The sequence below is a fragment of the Microbacterium oleivorans genome (genome assembly GCF_023715745.1).
Taxonomy (GTDB): Bacteria; Actinomycetota; Actinomycetes; order Actinomycetales; family Microbacteriaceae; genus Microbacterium; species Microbacterium oleivorans_D.
This window is the reverse complement of record NZ_JAMBOV010000001.1, coordinates 849,790-869,571: the sequence shown is the minus strand read 5'-3', so window position 1 is coordinate 869,571 and position 19,782 is coordinate 849,790. Positions and strand designations below refer to the sequence as shown.

The following is a 19,782-nucleotide window of genomic DNA, read 5'->3' as shown; positions in this document are numbered from 1 at the left end:
TGCGGGCCTCCTATGCAGGGCCTGAGCGCCGGTCACGCACGGCGGCGCGGATGCGGACGAAGAGGAACCACGCCACCAGGAGGACGACGATCACGATGACGATGTTCTGGAACACCCCCGCGTACTCCTCGACGATGTGCCAGTTCTCGCCGAGGAAGTAGCCCGCGAGCACGAAGATCGAGTTCCAGATGAGGCTTCCTGCCGTCGTCAGCAGCCCGAACTTCCACCAGTGCATCTTCGAGACCCCGGCCGGGATCGAGATGAGGCTCCGGAACAGGGGCACCATCCGACCGAAGAAGACGGCCACGGAGCCGTGTCGCTCGAACCAGGCGACCGTCTTCGTGACGTCCTCCCCCTTCATCAGGGGCATCTTCTCTGCGACGCGGGTGAGCCGGTCGGCCCCGAGCACACGGCCGAGCACGTAGAGGATGTAGGCGCCGAAGACCGACCCGAAGGTCGTCCAGCCGATCGCCTCGGCGAGGGTGAACGATCCACGCGATGCCGCGAGCCCCGCGAGCGGCAGGACGACCTCGCTCGGGATCGGCGGGAAGAGGTTGTCGAGGCCGACGGCCACCGCGGCTCCGGGCGGACCGATGACGTCCATCAGCTTCACGACCCAGTCGGCCAAGGCGGACAGCCACGACCCGTCGCCGGAGCCGGACGCGGCGTGGAACAGATCGGTCATCGGGTGCTCTCTCGCGCTCGGTGATCGGATGCCCGGCCGGGCCCCCTGTGTCGCTCCAGCCTAGGCCGATCCGACTCGGCGTCTCCTGGGCGCCGCGTAGACTCGTCCCTCGTGAGTGAACGCACCCTCGTCCAGCAGCTGCAGTCCCGTGAAGACGGCCCCGTCTCGGTCTCCGGATGGGTCGAGACCGTCCGCGATCAGAAGAAGGTGCAGTTCGTCATCCTCCGCGATGAGACCGGCGCGGTGCAGCTCGTGAACCCCGCGACGCGTCCGGCCGAGGACGGGAGCGAGCAGGATGCCGCCGCTCTGTCGCTCACCGACCTGATCTCGAACCTCTCCACCGGCACGTTCCTCACGGCCACCGGCGAGCTCAAGCACGACGAGCGGGTGAAGCTCGGCGGCGTCGAGATCAAGATCAGCGGGCTCGACATCGCCGCAGCCGCGCTGCCCGAGACGCCGATCGCCGCCGACTCCGGTCTCGACAAGCGGATGGACTGGCGCTTCATCGACCTGCGTCAGCGCCGCAACAACCTCATCTTCCGCGTGCAGACCACCCTCGAGCACGCGATGCGCAGCTACTGGATCGAGCGCGACTACATCGAGGTCCACTCGCCGAAGCTGATGGCGTCGCCCTCCGAGTCGAACGCCGAGCTGTTCGAGGTGCCCTACTTCGAGGAGAAGACGGCGTACCTCGCACAGAGCCCGCAGTTCTTCAAGCAGATGGCCCAGGTCGCCGGCTTCGGGAAGATCTTCGAGATCGCGCCCGCCTTCCGCGCCGACCCCTCCTTCACCTCGCGCCACGCGACCGAGTTCACCTCGATCGACGCCGAGATCAGCTGGATCGACTCGCACGAGGACGTCGCGCGCATGCAGGAGGAACTCCTGCAGACCGCGATCCGAGCCGTCGCCGAGAAGCACGGCGACGAGATCAAGGCCCTCTTCGACGTAGACGTCGTGGTCCCCGAGCTTCCGTTCCCGCGCATCCCGCTCGCCGAGGCGCGCGAGATCGTGGGCGCTCGCGGATACGAGATCCCCCGCACCGACGGCGACCTCGACCCCGAGGGCGAGCGCCAGATCGCCGCGCACGTCCAGGAGACGTACGGTCACCAGTTCGTCTTCATCACCGATTACCACCCGGAGATCCGCGCGTTCTATCACATGCGCGACGAGGAGACCGGGCTCACGAAGTCGTACGACCTGCTGTTCAACGGTGTGGAGATCACGACCGGCGCCCAGCGCGAGCACCGGGTCGACGTCCTCATCGAGCAGGCGAAGGAGAAGGGACTCGACCCCGAGCACCTCGACTTCTACCTCGACTTCTTCCGCTTCGGCGCGCCGCCCCACGGCGGCTTCGGCATGGGCCTGGCCCGCGTGCTGATGCTGCTGCTCGGGCAGGACTCGATCCGCGAGGTCACCTACCTCTTCCGCGGACCGACCCGCCTGGCCCCCTAACACGGCACCCGGCACGTTCGGCAAGCGCTCGGTTTCGGCCGGGCGTTCGCCGTATCGTGGCTGACTCCCCGACCGGAAGGAGCAGCCCGTGTGGGATCTTTGGACGCAGTTCGGTGTCGCGGTCCTCATCGCCGTCGCCGCAGGCGTCGTCGTCGCTGTGATCGCGACGATCGTGCTGGCGATCGTCGCGCGACGTCGGCGGTGGGCCGGCGTCCTCAGCCGGCACTCGCGCGCCCCGTTCCGGATGCTTCTGCTCGTCGCGGGGCTCTGGGTCGCCGTCCGGGTGGCGTTCCCCGACGAGACGTGGGGCAGCATCCTCACCCAGATCCTCACCATCGCGATCATCGCGGCGAGCGCCTGGCTGCTCGCCTCGCTCGTGGTCGTCGCCACCGACATCGCGCTCGGCCGCTACCGGATCGACGTGCCCGACAACCGGGTGGCCCGCCGCATCCGCACGCAGACGCTCGTCGTCCGGCGCCTCGCGATCGCCATCATCGTCATCATCGGGATCGGGGCCGTGCTGCTGACCTTCGACTCGGTGCGCGCGGTCGGCGCGAGCGTGCTCGCCTCGGCCGGCATCGCCTCGGTCGTCGCCGGACTCGCGGCGCAGTCCGTTCTCGCCAATGTGTTCGCGGGGCTCCAGATCGTCTTCAGCGACTCGCTGCGGGTCGATGACGTGGTCGTGGCGGACGGCGAATGGGGCCGCGTCGGCGAGATCACCCTGAGCTACGTCGTCCTCGACCTCTGGGACGACCGCCGCCTCGTCCTGCCGTGCACGTACTTCACGACCACCCCGTTCGAGAACTGGACCCGACGAGGGTCCGAGCTGCTCGGCGCCGTCGAGATGGACCTCGACTGGAACGTCTCGCCCGAGCGGATGCGGGAGCACCTGCACGACGTCGTGGCGGGGACCGACCTGTGGGACGGACGCACCGCCGTGCTGCAGGTGACCGACGCGATCGCCGGCTACGTGCGCGTCCGCATCCTCGTGACCGCGAAGGACGCGCCCACGCTCTTCGACCTGCGTTGCCTCGTCCGTGAGGCGATGGTGACCTGGGTGCAGCGCACCATGCCCGACGCGGTCCCCGTTCAGCGTGTGCGGATGACGGATGCCGCGGGTGCCGCGCCGGCGCAGGACACCGAGACCCGCCGTCACGACGGCCTCTTCACGGGGAGCGTCGAGGCCGAACGCCGCGCCTCGACCTTCACCAACGCGATCCCGGTCGTCCGCGAACCCGACACGGAGCGCTGAGCGGCCGACCACCCGTCCCCCGACGGTCACCGGCCGTTCACCGGCCGGGGGCCGGCGGTCCATCCGGCGGTCGTAGCTTCCCCTCGTCCCCCCTGCATGCAGCGCTCGTCCGCACGCGCAGGACCACCCGAGAGGAATCGCATGTCCCGTCTGTTCCCGCGCCGCGCGTCCGTCGCTGTCGGCCTCACCACCATCGCCGCCTTGTCGCTGGCGGCCTGCGCAGGCAGCCCCGACGCCGAGAACGCCGCCGGCGAGGGCCCCGCGGCGGCCACCGCGACGAGCGTCGCCGACTTCGGCTCGTTCGCCGACCTCGAGGCCGCCGCCAAGGCCGAGGGCAACCTCAACGTCATCGCGCTCCCCCGCGACTGGGCCAACTACGGCGAGATCCTCGACCTGTTCGCCGAGCGCTACCCCGAGATCACGATCAACGAGCAGTCGCCCGACATCTCGAGCGCCGAGGAGATCACCGCCGCCGAGACGAACGAGGGCCTCGACACCGCCCCCGATGTCTTCGACCTCGGTCTCACCGTCGCCCTGCAGAACACCGACCGTTTCGCCGCCTACAAGGTGCAGACCTGGGACGAGATCCCCGAGGCGCTGAAGGAGCCGACGGGCCTGTTCGTGGGCGACTACGGCGGCTACATGTCCGTCGGCTACGACTCTGCGAAGTTCGACGCGCCCGCCGAGCTGGACGATCTGCTCGGCGACGAGTTCCGCGGTTCGGTCGCCATCAACGGCGACCCGACCCAGGCGGGCGCCGCCTTCGCCGCCGTCGGACTGGCCGCCGTGCAGTCGGGCGGGACGCTCGACAACTTCCAGCCCGGCGTCGACTTCTTCAGCGAGCTGAACAAGGCCGGCAACATGCTCAAGCTCGACGTCACGAGCGCGACGGTCGCGAGCGGGGAGACCCCCGTCGTCTTCGACTGGGACTACCTCAACGCGGCCCACAAGGCGGACGTGCCCACCTGGGAGACGGTCGTCTTCGACGGCGTCGGCTACGCCGGGTACTACAACCAGGCCATCAACGTCGACGCGCCGAACCCGGCCGCGGCGCGGCTCTGGCAGGAGTTCCTGTACAGCGACGAGGTGCAGAACCTGTGGCTGAAGGGCGGGGCTCGGCCCGTCCGCATGGAGGCGATGACCGAGGCCGGCACGATCGACGCCGACCTCGCGGCGGCGCTCCCCGAGGCTCCGGCCGAGACGGTGGTGCCCACCGAGGCGCAGTCGACCGCCGCGGGCGAGCTGCTCGGCGCGAACTGGGCCGCCGCGGTCCAGTGACGACGACGGCACCGGTGGGGAGCCCGGCGACGGGCACCCCGCTCGGCGCGCCCGGGGGGTCGGAGCGGCATGCTCCGGCCCCCCGCGGGGGGCGCCGCATCGATTGGTCGTGGCTCGGGCTCGCGCCTTTCGCCGGTTACCTGGCCCTGTTCCTCGTCCTGCCCACCGTCCTCGCTCTCGCGACCGGGTTCGTCGACGGGTCGGGAGCCCTCACGGGTGAGAACATCGCAGCGCTCGTCGATCCGGTCGTCCTCACCACCTTCGCGAACTCCACCGGGGTCTCTCTGCTGACCGCCGCGATCGGCGCGGTGCTGGGGGCCCTCGTCTGCGTCGCGATGCTCGGCCTTCCCGAGACCGGCATCGTCCGCACGACGGTCGATGCGGCATCCGGGGTTCTCGCGCAGTTCGGCGGTGTGATGCTCGCTTTCGTCCTCATCGCGACCATCGGGACGCAGGGGGTCGTGACGCGTCTGCTCGGCGATCTGCTCGACGTGCAGATCTTCGCCGGCGGCGCCTGGATCTACGCGCTGCCGGGACTCATCCCCGCCTACGTCATCTTCCAGGTGCCGCTCATGGTCATCACCTTCATGCCGGCGCTGTCGGCCCTCAAGCCTCAGTGGCTCGAGGCGCACCTGACGCTCGGCGGGACGGTGCGTGGCTTCTGGCCGCAGATCGGGATGCCGGTGCTCGCCCCCTCGTTCCTCGCGAGCTTCCTGCTGCTGTTCGCCAACGCCTTCTCCTCCTACGCGACGGCGGCCGCGCTCGCCAGCCAGGGATCCCAGATCGTGCCCCTGCAGATCCGCACCGCCCTCACGAGCGAGACCGTCCTCGGCCGCGAGAACCTCGCCGGTGCGCTCGCGCTCGGGATGATCGTCGTCGTCGCCGTCGTGATGGTCGCGTATGCCCTCATCCAGCGGCGTGCCGCCCGGTGGCAGTCGTGAGCCCCGCATCGCTCGCCCCCTCAGCGGCGACGCGCTGGACGATCGGGCTCCTCATCGGTGTGGTCTTCGCCGTCCCCTTCCTGGCCACGGCACTGTTCACGCTCACCGCCCCCGACGGATCCCTCACCCTCGAGCGCTGGGCGGCACTGTTCGACCCGGCACTGTCGGCGAAGTATCGCCCCGTGTGGACAGGCCTGGTCAACTCGCTCATCCTCGCGCTGGTGACGGTGGCGATCGTCCTGTTCGTCTTCGCGCCCACGATGGTCCTGGTGAATCTCCGGTTCCCCCGGCTGCGCCGCGCCTTCGAGTTCCTCGCGCTGCTGCCCATCACGATCCCCGCGATCGTCCTCGTCGTGGGCCTCGCCCCCATCTACCTGCAGATCGGCCGCACCGTCGGAACCGGCGCGTGGACCCTCGCCTTCGCCTACGGCGTGCTCGTCCTGCCCTTCGCCTACCGCTCCATCCAGGCGGCGATCGACGCGGTCGACCTCGCGACGCTGACCGAAGCGGCCCGCACCCTCGGCGCGGGGTGGGCCAGCGTGCTGCTGCGCGTGGTCGCGCCGAACCTTCGTCAGGGGCTGCTCGCGGCATCCCTCATCTCGGTCGCCGTCGTCCTCGGCGAGTTCACCATCGCGTCGCTCCTGAACCGTCAGGTGCTGCAGACGGGCCTCGTCGTCATCAACAAGCAGGATGCCTGGGCCTCGGCGATCTTCACCCTGCTGGCGCTGGCCTTCGCGTTCGTCCTGCTCCTCGTCATCGGCCGCGCGGGACGCGTCGGCACCGGAAGGAAGACCTCGTGACCCTCGAATCCACCCCCACCGCACGGGTGCTCCCGCGCACCGCCGACAACGCCCTCCTCGCCGGCGCGAACGAGGGGACCCGGGTTGAGTTGCGGGCCATCGTGAAGGATTACGGCCCGACGCGCGTGCTGCACGGCGTCGACCTCGACGTCGCGCCCGGCGAGTTCGTGTCGCTGCTCGGTCCGTCCGGATGCGGCAAGACCACCGCCTTGCGCGTCATCGCCGGCTTGGAGGCCGCGACCGGAGGGACCGTCGCCTTCGGCGGGACGGACGTCTCGCGCACGCCGACGAACAAGCGCGACATCGGGATGGTGTTCCAGGCCTACTCGCTGTTCCCGCATCTGCGCGTCATCGACAACGTGGCCTTCGGCCTGCGCCGCCGCCGCGTGGACACCTCCACTGCACGGCGCCGGTCGGGGGAAGCCCTCGACCTGGTCGGCCTGGGCCACCTCGCCGACCGGTTCCCCCACCAGCTCTCGGGAGGCCAGCAGCAGCGCGTCGCGCTCGCCCGCGCCCTCGTGACCGAGCCGCGTGTGCTGCTCCTGGACGAGCCGCTCTCGGCGCTCGACGCCAAGGTGCGCGTTCAGCTGCGCGACGAGATCCGCCGCATCCAACTGCGTCTGGGGATCACGACGATCTTCGTCACCCACGACCAGGAGGAGGCGCTTGCGGTGTCCGACCGCATCGCCGTGATGGCAGCCGGCCGCATCGCGCAGATCGGGACGCCCGAGGACCTCTACCTGCGACCGGCCACGCCCGACGTCGCCGGATTCGTCGGGCTGTCCAGCGCCCTCCCGGGCGTCGCCTCGGCCGGTGCCGTCGAGATCTGGGGCACCTCCGTCCCGATTCACTCCGGTGCGCTCGAGGGGCCCGTCGAGGCACTCGTCCGACCCGAGAACGTCCGTCTCGTCGGCGCCGGGGAAGGCATCGGCGCCGTCGTGGAGGAGAGCACGTTCCTGGGCAGCATCCGTCGCACCCTCGTCCGCACGGACGACGGCGCCCTGGTGCGGCTGCAGCATCCCGCGGACGACCGGCTGGAGTACGGCGAGCGGGTGCGCGTCGCGGTGGCACCGGTTCCGGTGTCGGTGAGGACGCGCGAGTGAGCGCCGGTCAGACCTCGAAGTCGACGGCCATCCGGCCGCCGGTGACGCTGCGGATGTATGCCGCGACCTCCTGGTGGGCGGGGTGCATCTGGTAGGCCTCGAGCGCGTCGAGGTCGTCGACGTCCATGACCAGCGACACGTCGGCGTTCGCTTCGGGGACCGCGACGTTGGTCCCGACGCTCAGCGATCGGATCACCGGCACCGCGGTCTCGAGACCGCGCAGGAGCCGCACCACCTCGGCGGCGTGCTCGGCGCGCGTATGCGCGTCCTCGGCGGCCATCTTCCAGACCACGACGTGACGGATCATGCGGATTCCTTCCGGGTCAGCGCGGAGCGCAGGCGATCGGCGGACAGACGCCAGTGCGCGTGCACCTCGCCGTCGATGAGGACGACCGGGATCTTCTCCCACCACGTCGCGTAGAGCGCCGGATCGTCCGCGATCGAGAGCTCCTCGACGTCGACCCGCCCCTCGGGCAGGTCCGCCACCACCGTGTCGACGATCTCGCGCGCGACGTCGCAGAGGTGGCAGTCCGGTTTGGAGATGAGGGTGAGTGCGGTCACGGCATCCATTCTCTCCCGCTCATCCACGTCGCGGACGCAACACGAAGCGCCCCGACGACCGGCGGACCGGACGGGGGCGCTTGTGTGCGATGCCGCTTACTTCTTGTTGCGGCGCTGGTGGCGAGTCTTGCGAAGCAGCTTGCGGTGCTTCTTCTTCGCCATGCGCTTGCGGCGCTTCTTGATGACTGAACCCACGGTAAACCTCACTAAGTCGGGGTCTGGACGCGCGGTGTCGGCGTCCGGGAACGGCAAGACGGAAAAATGCCTCGGATCAGTCTAGCCGACGTCGGCGATGGGACGTTGCAGTGCTGCGGTGACGGCCGTCTCGGGGACGCGATAGCTGCGGCCGAAGCGCACGGCGGGAAGCTCGCCGGAGTGCACGAGGCGGTAGACGGTCATCTTCGAGACGCGCATGAGATCCGCGACCTCCGCGACCGTGAGAAAGCGCACATCCGAGATGTCCGACATTGGTGTCCCCTTTATGGTTTTCAACCCCCGTGAATTCCTCCACATTAGGGGGTGGCTGGGACGTGTGTAAACCGGTGTGACTCGTGTGGCAGAGCGCCGGTCACCGGCCCGGCAGCTTGTGGAACACGCTCGCCACGGCATGCTTCGCCGATGCCGCTGCGCGACCCACGACCTCGGCGGCATGCGCCGCGCCGTCCGGCAGCGCGGGCGCCGACGGCAGGTCGTCGTCGTCCACCGCGAAGAACGGGAACAGCCAGTCGTCCACGACATCCAGAGGTGCCGGAGACAGGCTGTAGTACCGGTGCTGGCCCTCCTCCCGGACGGAGACGAGGGATGCCTCTCGCAGCACCTTCAGATGCTTGGAGACCGTCGGCTGGCTCACGCCCAGGGCGGAGACGATCTGCGAGACGCTCGTCCCCTTCTCCCCCGACGCCCCTCGCTCGCGCAGCAGCTGGAGGATGTCCCGACGGGTGCCGTCGGCGATCACGTCGAAGATGTCCGCCATGGCATTAGGTTAGCCCGCCCGTGCGCGGGAGTACCATGACATCGATCCGAATGAGAAAGGGGCGCGAATGACGGGCCTTGCCGTCGACGAGCGCGCGCCCCGGCGCGGACCGGCGTGGCATCGACGGGTGTTCTCCGCGATGCGCGACCTGGCCACAGCGTCACCGTCGCGATTCGCCGTCCTCATCTTCTCGGCCCTCATCCTGTTGTTCACCGCGATCTTCTCGCTGCCGGTGATGGCCTCGGACGGCCGCGTGACGCCGCTCCCCGACGCGCTGTTCACGGCCGTGTCCACCATCTGCGTGACCGGCCTCGCCACCGTCGATATGGCGACCCACTGGTCGCCGCTCGGGCACGTCGTCGTCTTCATTGGCGTCAACGTCGGCGCTCTCGGCGTCCTCACGCTCGCCTCGATCCTGGGCCTGGTCATCTCCAAGCGCCTGGGCCTGCGGGCCAAGCTGCTCGCAGCCGGCGACAGCAACCCCATGCGGGCCCACGGCGGCCCCGTGAACGAGGGCCAGGCCGTCCGCCTCGGCGAGGTGGGCCAGCTGCTGGCGACCGTCGCGCTGTCGACGCTCGTGATCGAGGCCGCGCTCGCCGTGCTTCTCTACCCGATGCTGCTGGCCAGCGGCATCGACCCGCTGACGGCGCTCTGGGAGGCGCCGTACTACGCGGCCATGGCCTTCACGAACACGGGGTTCGCCCCGAACGCCGAAGGGCTGACGCCGTTCGCGCAGAACTACCTGCTCCTCACCGTCCTCATGGCAGGCGTGTTCCTCGGCTCCATCGGATTCCCCGTCATCTACGCCCTCTGGAAGCACCACTGGCACGTCCGCCGCTGGTCGATCCACGTCAAGCTGACCCTGATCACGACCATCGTGCTGTTCTTCGCCGGCGCGATCGCGTTCGTGATCCTGGAGTACGGCAACCCCAAGACCTTCGGGACGATGGATGCGTGGGACACGACGTTCCAGGCCCTGTTCCTGTCGGCGATGACCCGCTCCGGCGGCTTCTCGGTCATCGACATCGGCGAACTGCACGAGTCCTCCATCGTCGTGGGTTCGATGCTCATGTTCGTCGGCGGCGGGTCCGCCTCCACCGCGGGAGGGATCAAGGTCACCACCCTGGCTGTGCTCGCCCTCGCGGTGTGGTCGGAGGCGAAGGGCCGCCCCAGCGTGTCGGCGTTCGGCCGCCGTATCCCGAGCGACGTGCAGCGCGTCGCCCTGTCGGTCGTCGCGTGGGGCGCGACGATCGTCGCGCTGTCGACGATCACCATCGCGCATCTCACGAAGGCGCCCCTCGACGAGGTGCTCTTCGACGTCGTGTCGGGCTTCGCGACCGTGGGCCTGTCGACGGGACTCACGCAGGAGCTGCCCGACCCCGCCGTCTTCGTCATGGCCCTCACGATGTTCATGGGCCGCGTTGGTACAGTGACACTCGCCGCGGCGGTGGCCGCGACCAGCCGAACGCAGCATTATGCGCTGCCCGTGGAAAGGCCCATCGTTGGTTGAGCAGTTGCGCAGCGATTCGCCCGTCCTCGTCATCGGACTCGGTCGCTTCGGCGCCGCGTGCGCGGGCGAACTCGACCGCCTGGACCGGGATGTCCTCGCGATCGACGACAACCTGGATCTCGTGCAGAAGTGGTCCGAGCGCGTCACCCACGCCGTGCAGGCGGACGCGCGCAACATCGAGGCCCTGAAGCAGATCGGTGCGCAGGACTTCCAGGTCGCCGTCGTCGCCGTCGGCTCCTCGATCGAGGCATCCGTCCTCATCACCGCCAACCTCGTCGATCTCAAGGTCCCGCAGATCTGGGCGAAGGCGGTCTCGCAGTCGCACGGCAAGATCCTCGCTCGCGTCGGCGCCAACCACGTCATCTACCCCGAGCGCGAGGCCGGCGAGCGCGTGGCGCACCTCGTCAGCGGGCGGATGCTGGACTTCATCCGCTTCGACGACGACTTCGTCCTCGCCAAGATGTACCCGCCGCGGTTCATCCGCGGTGTCGGGCTCAACGAGTCGGGTGTCCGGTCGAAGTACAACGTGACCGTCGTCGGGGTGAAGAGCCCCGGCAAGCCGTTCCGCTACGCCGAGGCGACGACCGTCGTGACCAACCACGACCTCATCATCGTGTCGGGCACGAACTCCGACATCGAGCGCTTCGCGTCGCTGGACCGCTGACCGGGCTCAGGCCTCGCGCTGCGCGTTCGCGAGCAGCCGCGCGAGGAGCTCTGCGAGGGTCTGCCGCTCGGCGGCGCTGAGCCCGTCGAGGAGCCGCTCGTCGTGGGCGAGCGCGCGCGGCATCTCGCGCTCGACGAGGGCACGACCGGCATCCGTCAGCGAGAGCTGCACCGCGCGTCCGTCGCGGTCCGACCGCTCGCGGCGCAGGAGCCCCGCGGACTCGAGGCGCGTCGTGAGTTTGGTCGTCGCCGCGCCGCTCAGCATCGTCTCGGCGGTCACCTCGCTGGCACGCAGCGGGCGTCCGGTGCGTGCCAGGGCGCAGAGGACGTCGAACTCGGAGCGGGTGACACCGCTGTCGGTGAGCAGCCGTTCGATCTGCGCCGTCGCCAGCACGGAGGCGCGGTTCAGCCTTCCCCAGACGTCGACGGGCGACGTGTCCATGGTGGGCATCTCCGCCGCCCAGGCGGCGCGGATCCGATCGATGAAGTCGGCGCGCTCGGTCACAGCTCCACTGTAGCGATGCATCCGATTTAGTTTACCGGTGAATTATCGGTGTACAATTGGACGAATGACCGCTGTCGACACCGGAACCCGCCCCGTCGCACCCGCACCTCGCCTGCTCTCCCAGCCGCCCGCGGTGTGGGCGATCGCCTTCGCCGCGATGATCGCCTTCATGGGCATCGGCCTCGTCGGTCCGATCCTCCCGACCGTCGCCGCACAGCTCCACGCCGCCCCCGTCGAGACATCGTTCCTGTTCACGAGCTACCTCGCCGTGACCGCCTCGGCGATGTTCTTCACGAGCTGGCTGTCGACCCGCATCGGCACCCGTGCCGTCATGATCCTCGGGCTGAGCGTCATCGCGCTGGCGGCCGTCGGCTGCGCCCTCTCGCCGAGCATCGGCGCGCTCATCGCCTTCCGCGCCGTGTGGGGGCTCGGCAACGCGCTGTTCCTGTCGACCGCGCTGGCGTCGATCGTCTCCGCCTCGGGCGGCCGCAGCGAGCACGCCGTCATCTTCTACGAGGCCGCTCTCGGCATCGGCCTGGCCGCCGGCCCCCTCCTGGGCGGACTGCTCGGCGAGATCGGCTGGTTCGCGGCGTTCTGGGGGACCGCCTCCCTCCTGGCGGTCGGCGTCGTCGCCCTGCTGTCCCTCGTGCGCGACCCCGGCCACGCCGCACAGCGCAGCACGGTGAGCGCGCCCTTCCGCGCGTTCGCGGACCGCGGCCTGCTGGCCATCAGCGTCGTCGCCTTCCTCTACAACGCGGGCTTCTTCGTGACCCTCTCGTACACGCCTTACGCCCTGGAGCTGCCGGCGATCGGCATCGGCCTGGTCATGATGGGCTTCGGCGTCGGGCTCGCGATCGCGGGCGTCGTGATCGCTCCCCAGCTGACACGGCGCTTCTCGGTCGTCTCGGTGCTGTTCTGGTTCCTCGTCGCATTCGCCGTGACGCACGTGCTCGCCGCACTCAGCGCGGGGTCCCGGCCGCTGCTGATCGTCTGCGTCGTGCTGCTGGGCATCGAGATCGGGGCGGTGAACACCATCTTGACGGAGGCGGCTATGGAGGCGACCACCCTGCCGCGCGCCGTCGCCAGCTCGGCGTACTCGGGCTTCCGCTTCTTCGGCGGCGCCATCGGGGCCCCCGTGGGTACCGCGCTGGCGGTCTTCGGCGTCGGAGCGCCCTACGCCGCTGCCGCGATCTCGGCCGCGATCGGCGCCGCCCTCCTGTTCGCGCTGCGCCGCCTCATCGGCCGCGCGGACCACACCGCGCGACTGAGCGAGCGGGCGACGGCAGAGGATCTCACCCTCGGCGACGCCTGAGCGGATGCGTCAGACGCCGCTCGCGAGCTCACGAGCGCGGGCGAGCGCGGCATCCGTCGCCTGCGAGAAGAGTCCGTCGAGGTTCGCCGTCTGCAGGACGCCGATGGCGCGCTCGGTTGTGCCCTTCGGGCTCGTGACCCGGCGGCGCAGCTCCGCCGGATCGTCGCCGGTCGCCTCGAGCAGAGCCGCCGCGCCGATGAAGGTCTGTTCCGCCATGAGTCGCGCGTCGTCCTCGTCGAAGCCCTTTCCGCGTGCGGCCTCGGTGAGCGCCTCGACCAGCAGGAACACGTACGCCGGCCCCGATCCCGAGACGGTGGACAGCGCGTCGATCTGCGCTTCGGGCACCTCGATCACGACACCGCACGTCTCGAAGAGCGCGCGCACGAGCGCGATGTGCTCCGCCGTCGCCGTCGACCCGGCCGCGAGCCCGGTGACGGCCTTGCCGACCACGGCCGGAGTGTTCGGCATCGAGCGGATGACGGGGATCTCGGGCCCGACGATCGACTCGAACGTCTCGATGGTGACACCCGCCGCCAGGCTCACGACGATCGTCCCGGGGCGCAGCGAGCCGGCGATCTCGCGGAGCACGTCGGGGACCATCGCGGGCTTGACGCCGACGAGCACGATGTCCGCGGATGCCGCGGCATCCGCATTCGCCGTCGGAACGTCCGCGAGGGCGAGGCTCGTCACGCCCGTCAGCCCCTCGAGCTCGCTCGCCTTGGCGGCCGTGCGGTTGGTCACCACGACCGACGCGGCCTGACCCGAGCGGGAGATGCCCTGCGCGATCGCACCCCCCATCGAACCGGCTCCGAGGATGGCGACGGGCGGGAGGTGGTGCGTCATGCGTTCCATCCTGTCATCCACCCCCGCGGCTTATCATCGCCTCATGACCCTCCTCGACGGAATCACGTCCCGCATCATCGACACGGACCGGCTGAGCGTCAACATCCTCGAGCGCGTCGGCGACACCGCCGACGCCGATCCCGAGCGCACCGTCGTCCTCCTGCACGGCGCCCTGTCGTCCGCCCTCGTCTGGCAGGAGCTCATGCAGGATCTGCCCGCCGAGTTCCGGGTGGTCGCCGTCGATCTGCGCGGTTTCGGGGGCACGGAGCACATGCCGGTCGACGCCTCCCGCGGCGTCCGCGACCTCAGCGACGACGTGGCCGCCACCCTGGCGGAACTCGGCATCGAGGCACCGCACCTCGTCGGGTGGGATCTCGGTGGTGCCGTCGCGCTGCAGTTCGCTCTCGATCACCCGGTGCGCACGATCCTGCTCGAGTCGCCCGTCTCGCCCTTCGGCCTGGGCGGCACCCGGCTCGACGGGTCCCGGCTGACCGATGACGACGCGGGCTGCGGGGCGGGCACCGCCAACCCGGAGTTCGTCCGTCGGCTGACCGCGCGCGAGACCGGCGCCGACGCGTCCACGTCACCGCGGAGCGTCTTCCGAGCGAGCTTCGTCGCCGAGGGCTTCCGGACCGAGCGCGAGGACCTCTGGATCGAGGCCATGCTCTCCACCTCGACCGCCACGGGCAACTACCCGGGCGAGTCCGTGACGAGCCCGCACTGGCCGGGCTACGCGCCCGGCCGGGTCGGCGTGCTCAACGCCCTGGCGCCCGGCAACTTCGACGTCTCGGGCATCGTCGATCTGCCCGAGAAGCCCTCGATCCTCTGGGTGCGCGGCGTGCTCGACCCGGTCGTCTCCGACACGTCCTTCTCCGACCCGAACCACCTCGGCGCGCTGGGGATCATCCCCGACTGGCCGGGCGCCGACGTCGCCCCGGCCCAGCCGATGGTGGCGCAGACCCGCGAGGTGCTGCGGCGGTACACGGATGCCGGGGGCATCGCCACCGAGCTCGCACTGCCCGGCGTCGGTCACACCCCGCACCTCGAGCGCCCCGCGGTCTTCCGACGCGCGCTCCTGGAGCTGACCGGCTACATCGGATCGCCGGCATCCCCCGCACCGCCGACCGAGGCCATCATCCTCAGCTCGTCGGACTGACGGGTCGCTCAGCGCCTCTCGTCGAAGAAGTTCCGCAGCAGGTCCGCCGCGTCCGCCGCGCGGACCCCGCCGAGCACCTCCGCCCGGTGCGGCATGCGTCGGTCCCGCAGCAGGTCGTGCACCGATCCCGCGGCTCCCGCTTTCTCGTCCCATGCGCCGAACACGACGCGCGCGACCCGGGTCTGCAGGATCGCCCCCGCGCACATGACGCACGGCTCGAGCGTGACCACGAGCGTGCAGTCGTCGAGGTTCCAGGAACCGAGAGCGGATGCCGCGGCCCGCAGCGCGACGATCTCCGCGTGCGCGAGCGGATCGCCGTCGCGTTCGCGCAGGTTGCGTCCCTCGCCGACGATCAACCCCGCACGCGTCACCACCGCCCCGACCGGCACGTCACCGTGGCCGGCCGCCAGGGCGGCGAGGTCGAGCGCTCGCGCCATCGCCGTATCGTCGGCGGCGGGGACGGGCAGACTCACGTCGTCAGCGTAGCCCCGGTAGCCTGGACGCATGCGTGTGCACGTCGCCGACCACCCCCTCATCACCCACAAGCTCACGGTGCTGCGCGACAAGCGCACGACCTCGCCGGTGTTCCGTCAGCTGACGGCGGAGCTCATCACCCTCCTCGCCTACGAGGCGACCCGCGGCGTGCGCGTCGAGGAGATCGAGATCGAGACCCCGGTCACCCGCACGACGGGGCTGAAGATCAGCGAGCCGCGCCCGCTCGTCGTCCCGATCCTGCGCGCGGGCCTCGGCATGCTCGACGGCATGACGACCCTGCTCCCGACCGCCGAGGTCGGCTTCCTCGGGATGGCGCGCAACGAGGAGACCTTCGAGCCGTACACGTACGCCGAACGTCTCCCCGACGACCTGAGCGACCGCCAGTGCTTCGTCCTCGACCCGATGCTCGCCACAGGCGGCTCGCTGGGTGCCGCGATCGACTTCCTCTTCGCCCGCGGCGCGCAGGACGTCACCGCGGTCTGCATCCTGGCCGCGCCGGAGGGCCTCGCCGCGATCGAGAAACAGGTCGGCGACCGCGATGTCACGCTCGTCCTGGGTGCCCTCGACGAGCGTCTCAACGAGAAGGGCTACATCGTGCCCGGACTCGGCGACGCGGGCGACCGCCTTTACGGGACGGTCTGAGGCGACACCCTTCTGTCGCCGTCCGTGGCGGCGTGCGACGGGAGACCGCCCGCGCCGACCAGGCGTGCGAAGGCGCTCAGTCGGGTGACGCCGTCGGGCGTGCGGGGAAGGTCGTCGAGCAGGCCCGTGCCGTAGACCACGAACGCCGTGTGCATGGCACGGGAGACGGCGACATTGATGCGGTTCTGCAGCAGCAGGAATTCGAGCCCGCGCGGGGCGTCCCGACCGGAGGACGCCGCGAGCGAGACCACGACGACGGCCGCCTCCTGGCCCTGGAACCGGTCGACGGTCCCGACGCGGACGCCCGGGAAGCCGGCCCCGGTCAGTGTCTCCTCCACCAGCACCTGCTGGGCGTTGTAGGGAGTCACGACGATGACGTCCTCCGCCTCCAGCGGACGGGTGATTCCCGCGTCCGTCCAGGGCGCCCCCACGAGATCGCGGACGATGCGCACGACCTCGTCGGCCTCTTCGGGAGACTGCGTCGCGTTGCGCGTGTGCGCGAGGGGGACGGGGACGACGCCGGCGGGAACGCCGTCGAGTGCGCGCAGCGCCGTGTCGGGGTGCGCCTCCAGCTGCCCCTCGTAGGCCAACTGGGAGACCGGCTCGGCGACCTCGGGACGCATCCGACGGGTCCGAGCGAGGAAGTAGCCGCGGTCGGCGGGGATCACGGCGTGATCGTCCATGACCCACCCGAGTGCAGACGTGTCGACCGGTTCCGGGTGCGTTCCCTGACTGACCTGGGGCAGCTGCTGCGGGTCGCCGAGGAGCAGCAGTCGACGGGCTGAGGCCGAGACCGCGATGGTGGAGGCGAGCGAGAACTGCCCCGCCTCGTCGATGACCAGCAGGTCGAGGGACCGGCGCGCGACCCGCCCGGTGTGGGTCAGATCCCACGCCGTACCGCCCACGACGAATCCGGCGGGCTGCGACTCGATGTAGCCCGCCAGCTGGTTCTTCGCGATCACGGTGAACCGCTCGTCCCCGGTCGCAGCACCCTTCGGTGCCTTCGCGACCAGTGCCGGATCGAGCCCCGCGGCGACGATCCGGTCGAGCATGTGTTCGACGACGTTGTGCGACTGCGCGACCACGCCGACACGGAAGCCCTTCTCACGGACCAGACGCGCCACCACGTGCGATCCGACGTAGGTCTTGCCCGTGCCGGGCGGGCCCTGCACCGCGAGGTAGCCGTCGTCCAGGCCGACGAGCGCGGCCGCGATGTCGGCGACGTCGTCGCCGGTGCGCGGGAGCGGCCCCTCGTGTCGCGGCGGCCGGCGCAGCAGGAGGTCGGTGGCCGGGTCGGCGGGGAGGGTGGGGGATGCCGCCAGCACGGCGTCCGCCCACTCGTCGATCGCGGCCTGCTGGCTTCCGGCGCGCGGCGGCGCCGGCGGGGTCAGGGCGACGGGGAGCTCCTGCCATGTGAAGCCCTGGTAGGCGTTCTCCTCGATCACGACCCCGTCGTCGAGGACGTCGACGACGGAGACGGAGCGCGCGGCGTGGATCCAACGCGGGCTGGTCTCGATCGGGAAGGGGGCCGGCAGTTCGTAGACGGCGTACGGACTCTGACCGACGGTCAGGCGCGTGCCAGGGGCGAACTCGCCGCGGATCTCGACGACGCGGCGCACCGCGGTGAGACCTTCCGGTCGATGCCAGTCGGTCAGCACGCGACAGCGGTCGCGGTCGACCACCACGACGTCGCGCGTGTCCTCCCAGACGGACACCGGCTCGCGCAGTCGCAGGAAGTGCGTGGCCCAGAAGGTCTTCGCCTCGCGTGGGTAGTAGTCGATGGCCGCCGCTCCGAGGCGCAGCGCCTGGGCGACGACCTCGTCCGCGGCATCCACCGCGAAGCGGGCGAGCGCTTCTGCGCGCGGCGACGGCTCGTACACCGCCTCCCCCGCTTCGGGCTCACGCGAGGGCACCAGCTTCGCCTCTCGGGCACGGTCGACGAGCCAGTCGCGCAGGCGACGAGTCGACACGCAGTCGTAGCGGTTGTAGTCGGCGAGGTCGTCGAGGATGAGGCGGGCCGCCGCATCGTCACCGGCGTCCTCGAGCGCGCGTGCCTCGACGTAGCGGACGATCGAGTCATCCCCTCGCTGGACGTCGCTCGTCCGGACCTCGTCGCCCATGTAGAGGGGCTCGAGCTTCTTGATGGAGTAGGACCGAGACCCGACGCGGAGGGCGCGACGGACGATCGGGTAGAGGTCGACGAAGACGCCGTCGCGGAGCAGCCGGTCGACCGCAGCCTCGCCCACCCCGTGCCTCGCCGCCATCGCGAGCAGGTGCGTCGGCTCGTACGGGGCGTAGTGGTAGATGTGCATGCCGGGATGCGTGCGGCGGCGGACCGCGACGAACTCGAGGAACTCCTCGAGCGCCCGCTTCTCGTCGGCGAAGGAATGGGCCCACAGGGCGGAGTACTGCTCGGTCTCGTCGACCCAGCCGAAGAGGTAGTCGATCCCCCACTGCACCGCCGCGCCCTCGGTGTAGAGGGGGTCGCCCTCGAAATCGAAGAACAGATCTCCGTGGTCGGGACGCGGGAGGGCGCCGAGCGCCTTCGGGAAGACGACGTCGAAGGTGGGGATCGCAGGTCCCGCCGGAGCGATGCCCGTCGGCACCGGGGCGTCGTCGACGCCGCCGGCCGGGCTCTCGAGCTGCAGCCTCGCTTGCGTGCGCAGCCCCGAGAAGGTGTCCCACGACATCCGCGGCGGGGCCTCGCGGGACGCTGCCAGGGCGTCGATGGTCGCGACCCCCGCTGCCCGCAGGCGGTCGCGCTGAACGGGTCGCATACCGGCGACCAGCAGCAGGTCGCGGTGCGCGACGACCTCGAGGTCGCACGTCGCGCATCGCCCGCAGGCGACGACGCGGAGCTCGCCTCGGTCGTCGCCCCACGGGATCGGCGATCCCGAGGACCCCGCGGGCACGTCGCGGTCCGCGATGAGCGCGCGGAGCCTGTCGCGACGGAGTCCGAACACCGGCATCAGGTCGCGCACGGCGTGGGTGGAGACGGTGCCGTCGCCGAGCAGCAGCTGCACCTCGTCGGCGCGCGTGACGCCGAGGCGGTCGAGCTGATCGACGTATGCCGCCAGCTGCATCAGTGCGGTGACGCGAGCGTGTCGGGCGAGCTTGGTGTCCTGCACGATCCAGCGGCCGTCGGCGGCACGCACGAGGAAATCGGCGAACCCGACGAACTCGTCGGTGGAGAACGCCGCCTGATAGACGACCCGCACGTCGGGGTCGGCGAGCGCCGCGTCGGTCGCGGCCACCGCGGCGGCGAGGCCTGCCGCATCCGACGACCGGGTCTCGGCGATCTCGACCACGGCTCCGGGGTGCGCGTCGCGATAGGCCTCGAACACCCGGCGCTCGTGCTGGGTGCCGAGACGTCCCGCGCGCTCGAGCGTGAGGTCCTCGGGGTCCTCGACCGCCGCGATCCGGCCGAGCTTCGCGTCGATCGCCCGCAGCCAGGCGAATTCGCACTCGGCCGCGGCTTTCAGGTCGCTCGCGCTCCAGACGATCCGGCCGTCGTCTTCGATGTATCGCATGATCCCCTCTCGGGAACCGACACTATCCGCGACCACCGACATGCTTCCCGAGCACGCACAAGCCCCATGGCGGGCGGGCAG

Annotated in this window: 21 protein-coding genes; 11 read left to right on the top strand and 10 right to left on the bottom strand. The window is 70.5% G+C overall.

Annotation, left to right across the window (positions count from 1 at the left end; translation table 11 throughout):
* Positions 1-10 precede the first annotated feature (10 nt).
* Positions 11-685, bottom strand: coding sequence for a DedA family protein (locus tag M3190_RS04080; RefSeq protein WP_251578568.1), 675 nt, complete (start codon positions 683-685; stop codon positions 11-13).
* Between the two features lie 111 nt (positions 686-796).
* Here M3190_RS04080 and aspS point away from each other — a divergent pair, with 111 nt between their 5' ends.
* The 6 genes from aspS to M3190_RS04050 all read left to right on the top strand — a co-directional run bounded on the left by aspS (position 797) and on the right by M3190_RS04050 (position 7,511).
* On the top strand, positions 797-2,137 hold the full coding sequence (gene aspS / locus M3190_RS04075) for an aspartate--tRNA(Asn) ligase (RefSeq protein WP_251578566.1): 1,341 nt from the start codon (positions 797-799) through the stop codon (positions 2,135-2,137).
* Between the two features lie 88 nt (positions 2,138-2,225).
* Positions 2,226-3,389, top strand: coding sequence for a mechanosensitive ion channel family protein (locus M3190_RS04070; protein WP_251578564.1), 1,164 nt, complete (start codon positions 2,226-2,228; stop codon positions 3,387-3,389).
* 141 nt (positions 3,390-3,530) lie between these two features.
* Positions 3,531-4,667 (top strand): ABC transporter substrate-binding protein, encoded by a 1,137-nt coding sequence (locus M3190_RS04065; protein WP_251578562.1) that lies wholly within the window; start codon positions 3,531-3,533, stop codon positions 4,665-4,667.
* A complete protein-coding gene (locus M3190_RS04060; RefSeq protein WP_251578560.1) occupies positions 4,664-5,608 on the top strand; it encodes an ABC transporter permease in 945 nt (314 codons plus the stop codon). The genes M3190_RS04065 and M3190_RS04060 overlap by 4 nt, the downstream gene beginning before the upstream one ends.
* Complete coding sequence (locus tag M3190_RS04055) at positions 5,596-6,408, top strand: ABC transporter permease (RefSeq protein WP_439958000.1); 813 nt, start codon at positions 5,596-5,598, stop codon at positions 6,406-6,408. The genes M3190_RS04060 and M3190_RS04055 overlap by 13 nt, the downstream gene beginning before the upstream one ends.
* Positions 6,405-7,511, top strand: coding sequence for an ABC transporter ATP-binding protein (locus M3190_RS04050; protein ID WP_251578556.1), 1,107 nt, complete (start codon positions 6,405-6,407; stop codon positions 7,509-7,511). Before M3190_RS04055 ends, M3190_RS04050 begins: the two co-directional genes overlap by 4 nt.
* A gap of 7 nt (positions 7,512-7,518) precedes the next feature.
* On the opposite strand, the gene M3190_RS04045 is transcribed toward M3190_RS04050, so the two are convergent.
* The 5 genes from M3190_RS04045 to M3190_RS04025 all read right to left on the bottom strand — a co-directional run bounded on the left by M3190_RS04045 (position 7,519) and on the right by M3190_RS04025 (position 9,045).
* Complete coding sequence (locus M3190_RS04045) at positions 7,519-7,818, bottom strand: Dabb family protein (RefSeq protein ID WP_251578554.1); 300 nt, start codon at positions 7,816-7,818, stop codon at positions 7,519-7,521.
* Positions 7,815-8,072, bottom strand: a complete 258-nt coding sequence (locus M3190_RS04040) for a glutaredoxin family protein (protein WP_251578552.1) — start codon at positions 8,070-8,072, stop codon at positions 7,815-7,817. Before M3190_RS04040 ends, M3190_RS04045 begins: the two co-directional genes overlap by 4 nt.
* Positions 8,073-8,168: 96 nt before the next feature.
* Positions 8,169-8,267: a 30S ribosomal protein bS22 gene (locus M3190_RS04035; protein ID WP_003792170.1), complete on the bottom strand. Its 99-nt coding sequence runs from the start codon at positions 8,265-8,267 to the stop codon at positions 8,169-8,171.
* 81 nt (positions 8,268-8,348) lie between these two features.
* Positions 8,349-8,540, bottom strand: coding sequence for a helix-turn-helix domain-containing protein (locus M3190_RS04030; RefSeq protein WP_018186843.1), 192 nt, complete (start codon positions 8,538-8,540; stop codon positions 8,349-8,351).
* Positions 8,541-8,640: 100 nt separating this feature from the next.
* Positions 8,641-9,045, bottom strand: a complete 405-nt coding sequence (locus tag M3190_RS04025; protein WP_251578550.1) for an ArsR/SmtB family transcription factor — start codon at positions 9,043-9,045, stop codon at positions 8,641-8,643.
* Between the two features lie 67 nt (positions 9,046-9,112).
* Here M3190_RS04025 and M3190_RS04020 point away from each other — a divergent pair, with 67 nt between their 5' ends.
* Positions 9,113-10,555: a TrkH family potassium uptake protein gene (locus tag M3190_RS04020; RefSeq protein ID WP_251578548.1), complete on the top strand. Its 1,443-nt coding sequence runs from the start codon at positions 9,113-9,115 to the stop codon at positions 10,553-10,555.
* Positions 10,548-11,219, top strand: coding sequence for a potassium channel family protein (locus M3190_RS04015; RefSeq protein WP_064003900.1), 672 nt, complete (start codon positions 10,548-10,550; stop codon positions 11,217-11,219). Before M3190_RS04020 ends, M3190_RS04015 begins: the two co-directional genes overlap by 8 nt.
* Before the next feature lie 6 nt (positions 11,220-11,225).
* On the opposite strand, the gene M3190_RS04010 is transcribed toward M3190_RS04015, so the two are convergent.
* Positions 11,226-11,723: a MarR family winged helix-turn-helix transcriptional regulator gene (locus M3190_RS04010; RefSeq protein WP_251578546.1), complete on the bottom strand. Its 498-nt coding sequence runs from the start codon at positions 11,721-11,723 to the stop codon at positions 11,226-11,228.
* Positions 11,724-11,787: 64 nt separating this feature from the next.
* Between M3190_RS04010 and M3190_RS04005 the strand changes: the two genes are divergently transcribed.
* Positions 11,788-13,035, top strand: a complete 1,248-nt coding sequence (locus M3190_RS04005) for an MFS transporter (protein WP_251578544.1) — start codon at positions 11,788-11,790, stop codon at positions 13,033-13,035.
* 9 nt (positions 13,036-13,044) lie between these two features.
* Here M3190_RS04005 and proC read toward each other — a convergent pair whose 3' ends face one another.
* Positions 13,045-13,878, bottom strand: a complete 834-nt coding sequence (gene proC, locus M3190_RS04000; protein ID WP_251578542.1) for a pyrroline-5-carboxylate reductase — start codon at positions 13,876-13,878, stop codon at positions 13,045-13,047.
* A gap of 43 nt (positions 13,879-13,921) precedes the next feature.
* Between proC and M3190_RS03995 the strand changes: the two genes are divergently transcribed.
* Positions 13,922-15,034: an alpha/beta fold hydrolase gene (locus M3190_RS03995; RefSeq protein ID WP_251578540.1), complete on the top strand. Its 1,113-nt coding sequence runs from the start codon at positions 13,922-13,924 to the stop codon at positions 15,032-15,034.
* 8 nt (positions 15,035-15,042) lie between these two features.
* On the opposite strand, the gene M3190_RS03990 is transcribed toward M3190_RS03995, so the two are convergent.
* Positions 15,043-15,471: a nucleoside deaminase gene (locus tag M3190_RS03990; RefSeq protein ID WP_251578999.1), complete on the bottom strand. Its 429-nt coding sequence runs from the start codon at positions 15,469-15,471 to the stop codon at positions 15,043-15,045.
* A gap of 67 nt (positions 15,472-15,538) precedes the next feature.
* Here M3190_RS03990 and upp point away from each other — a divergent pair, with 67 nt between their 5' ends.
* Positions 15,539-16,171 carry a uracil phosphoribosyltransferase gene (gene upp / locus M3190_RS03985; protein ID WP_251578538.1) on the top strand — a complete coding sequence of 211 codons (633 nt, stop codon included), beginning with the start codon at positions 15,539-15,541 and terminating at the stop codon, positions 16,169-16,171.
* On the opposite strand, the gene M3190_RS03980 is transcribed toward upp, so the two are convergent.
* Positions 16,156-19,701 (bottom strand): TM0106 family RecB-like putative nuclease, encoded by a 3,546-nt coding sequence (locus tag M3190_RS03980; protein WP_251578536.1) that lies wholly within the window; start codon positions 19,699-19,701, stop codon positions 16,156-16,158. The genes upp and M3190_RS03980 overlap by 16 nt on opposite strands.
* Positions 19,702-19,782: the final 81 nt, after the last annotated feature.

Excerpts from the sequence above, each read along its gene's own strand:
- M3190_RS04080 (WP_251578568.1), bottom strand. The coding sequence starts at position 685 with ATGACCGATCTGTTCCACGCCGCGTCCGGCTCCGGCGACGGGTCGTGG.
- M3190_RS04065 (WP_251578562.1), top strand. The coding sequence starts at position 3,531 with ATGTCCCGTCTGTTCCCGCGCCGCGCGTCCGTCGCTGTCGGCCTCACC.
- M3190_RS04045 (WP_251578554.1), bottom strand. The coding sequence starts at position 7,818 with ATGATCCGTCACGTCGTGGTCTGGAAGATGGCCGCCGAGGACGCGCAT.
- M3190_RS04030 (WP_018186843.1), bottom strand. The coding sequence starts at position 8,540 with ATGTCGGACATCTCGGATGTGCGCTTTCTCACGGTCGCGGAGGTCGCG.
- M3190_RS04025 (WP_251578550.1), bottom strand. The coding sequence starts at position 9,045 with ATGGCGGACATCTTCGACGTGATCGCCGACGGCACCCGTCGGGACATC.
- M3190_RS04020 (WP_251578548.1), top strand. The coding sequence starts at position 9,113 with ATGACGGGCCTTGCCGTCGACGAGCGCGCGCCCCGGCGCGGACCGGCG.
- M3190_RS04005 (WP_251578544.1), top strand. The coding sequence starts at position 11,788 with ATGACCGCTGTCGACACCGGAACCCGCCCCGTCGCACCCGCACCTCGC.
- proC (WP_251578542.1), bottom strand. The coding sequence starts at position 13,878 with ATGACGCACCACCTCCCGCCCGTCGCCATCCTCGGAGCCGGTTCGATG.
- M3190_RS03995 (WP_251578540.1), top strand. The coding sequence starts at position 13,922 with ATGACCCTCCTCGACGGAATCACGTCCCGCATCATCGACACGGACCGG.
- M3190_RS03990 (WP_251578999.1), bottom strand. The coding sequence starts at position 15,471 with ATGGCGCGAGCGCTCGACCTCGCCGCCCTGGCGGCCGGCCACGGTGAC.
- upp (WP_251578538.1), top strand. The coding sequence starts at position 15,539 with ATGCGTGTGCACGTCGCCGACCACCCCCTCATCACCCACAAGCTCACG.
- M3190_RS03980 (WP_251578536.1), bottom strand. The coding sequence starts at position 19,701 with ATGCGATACATCGAAGACGACGGCCGGATCGTCTGGAGCGCGAGCGAC.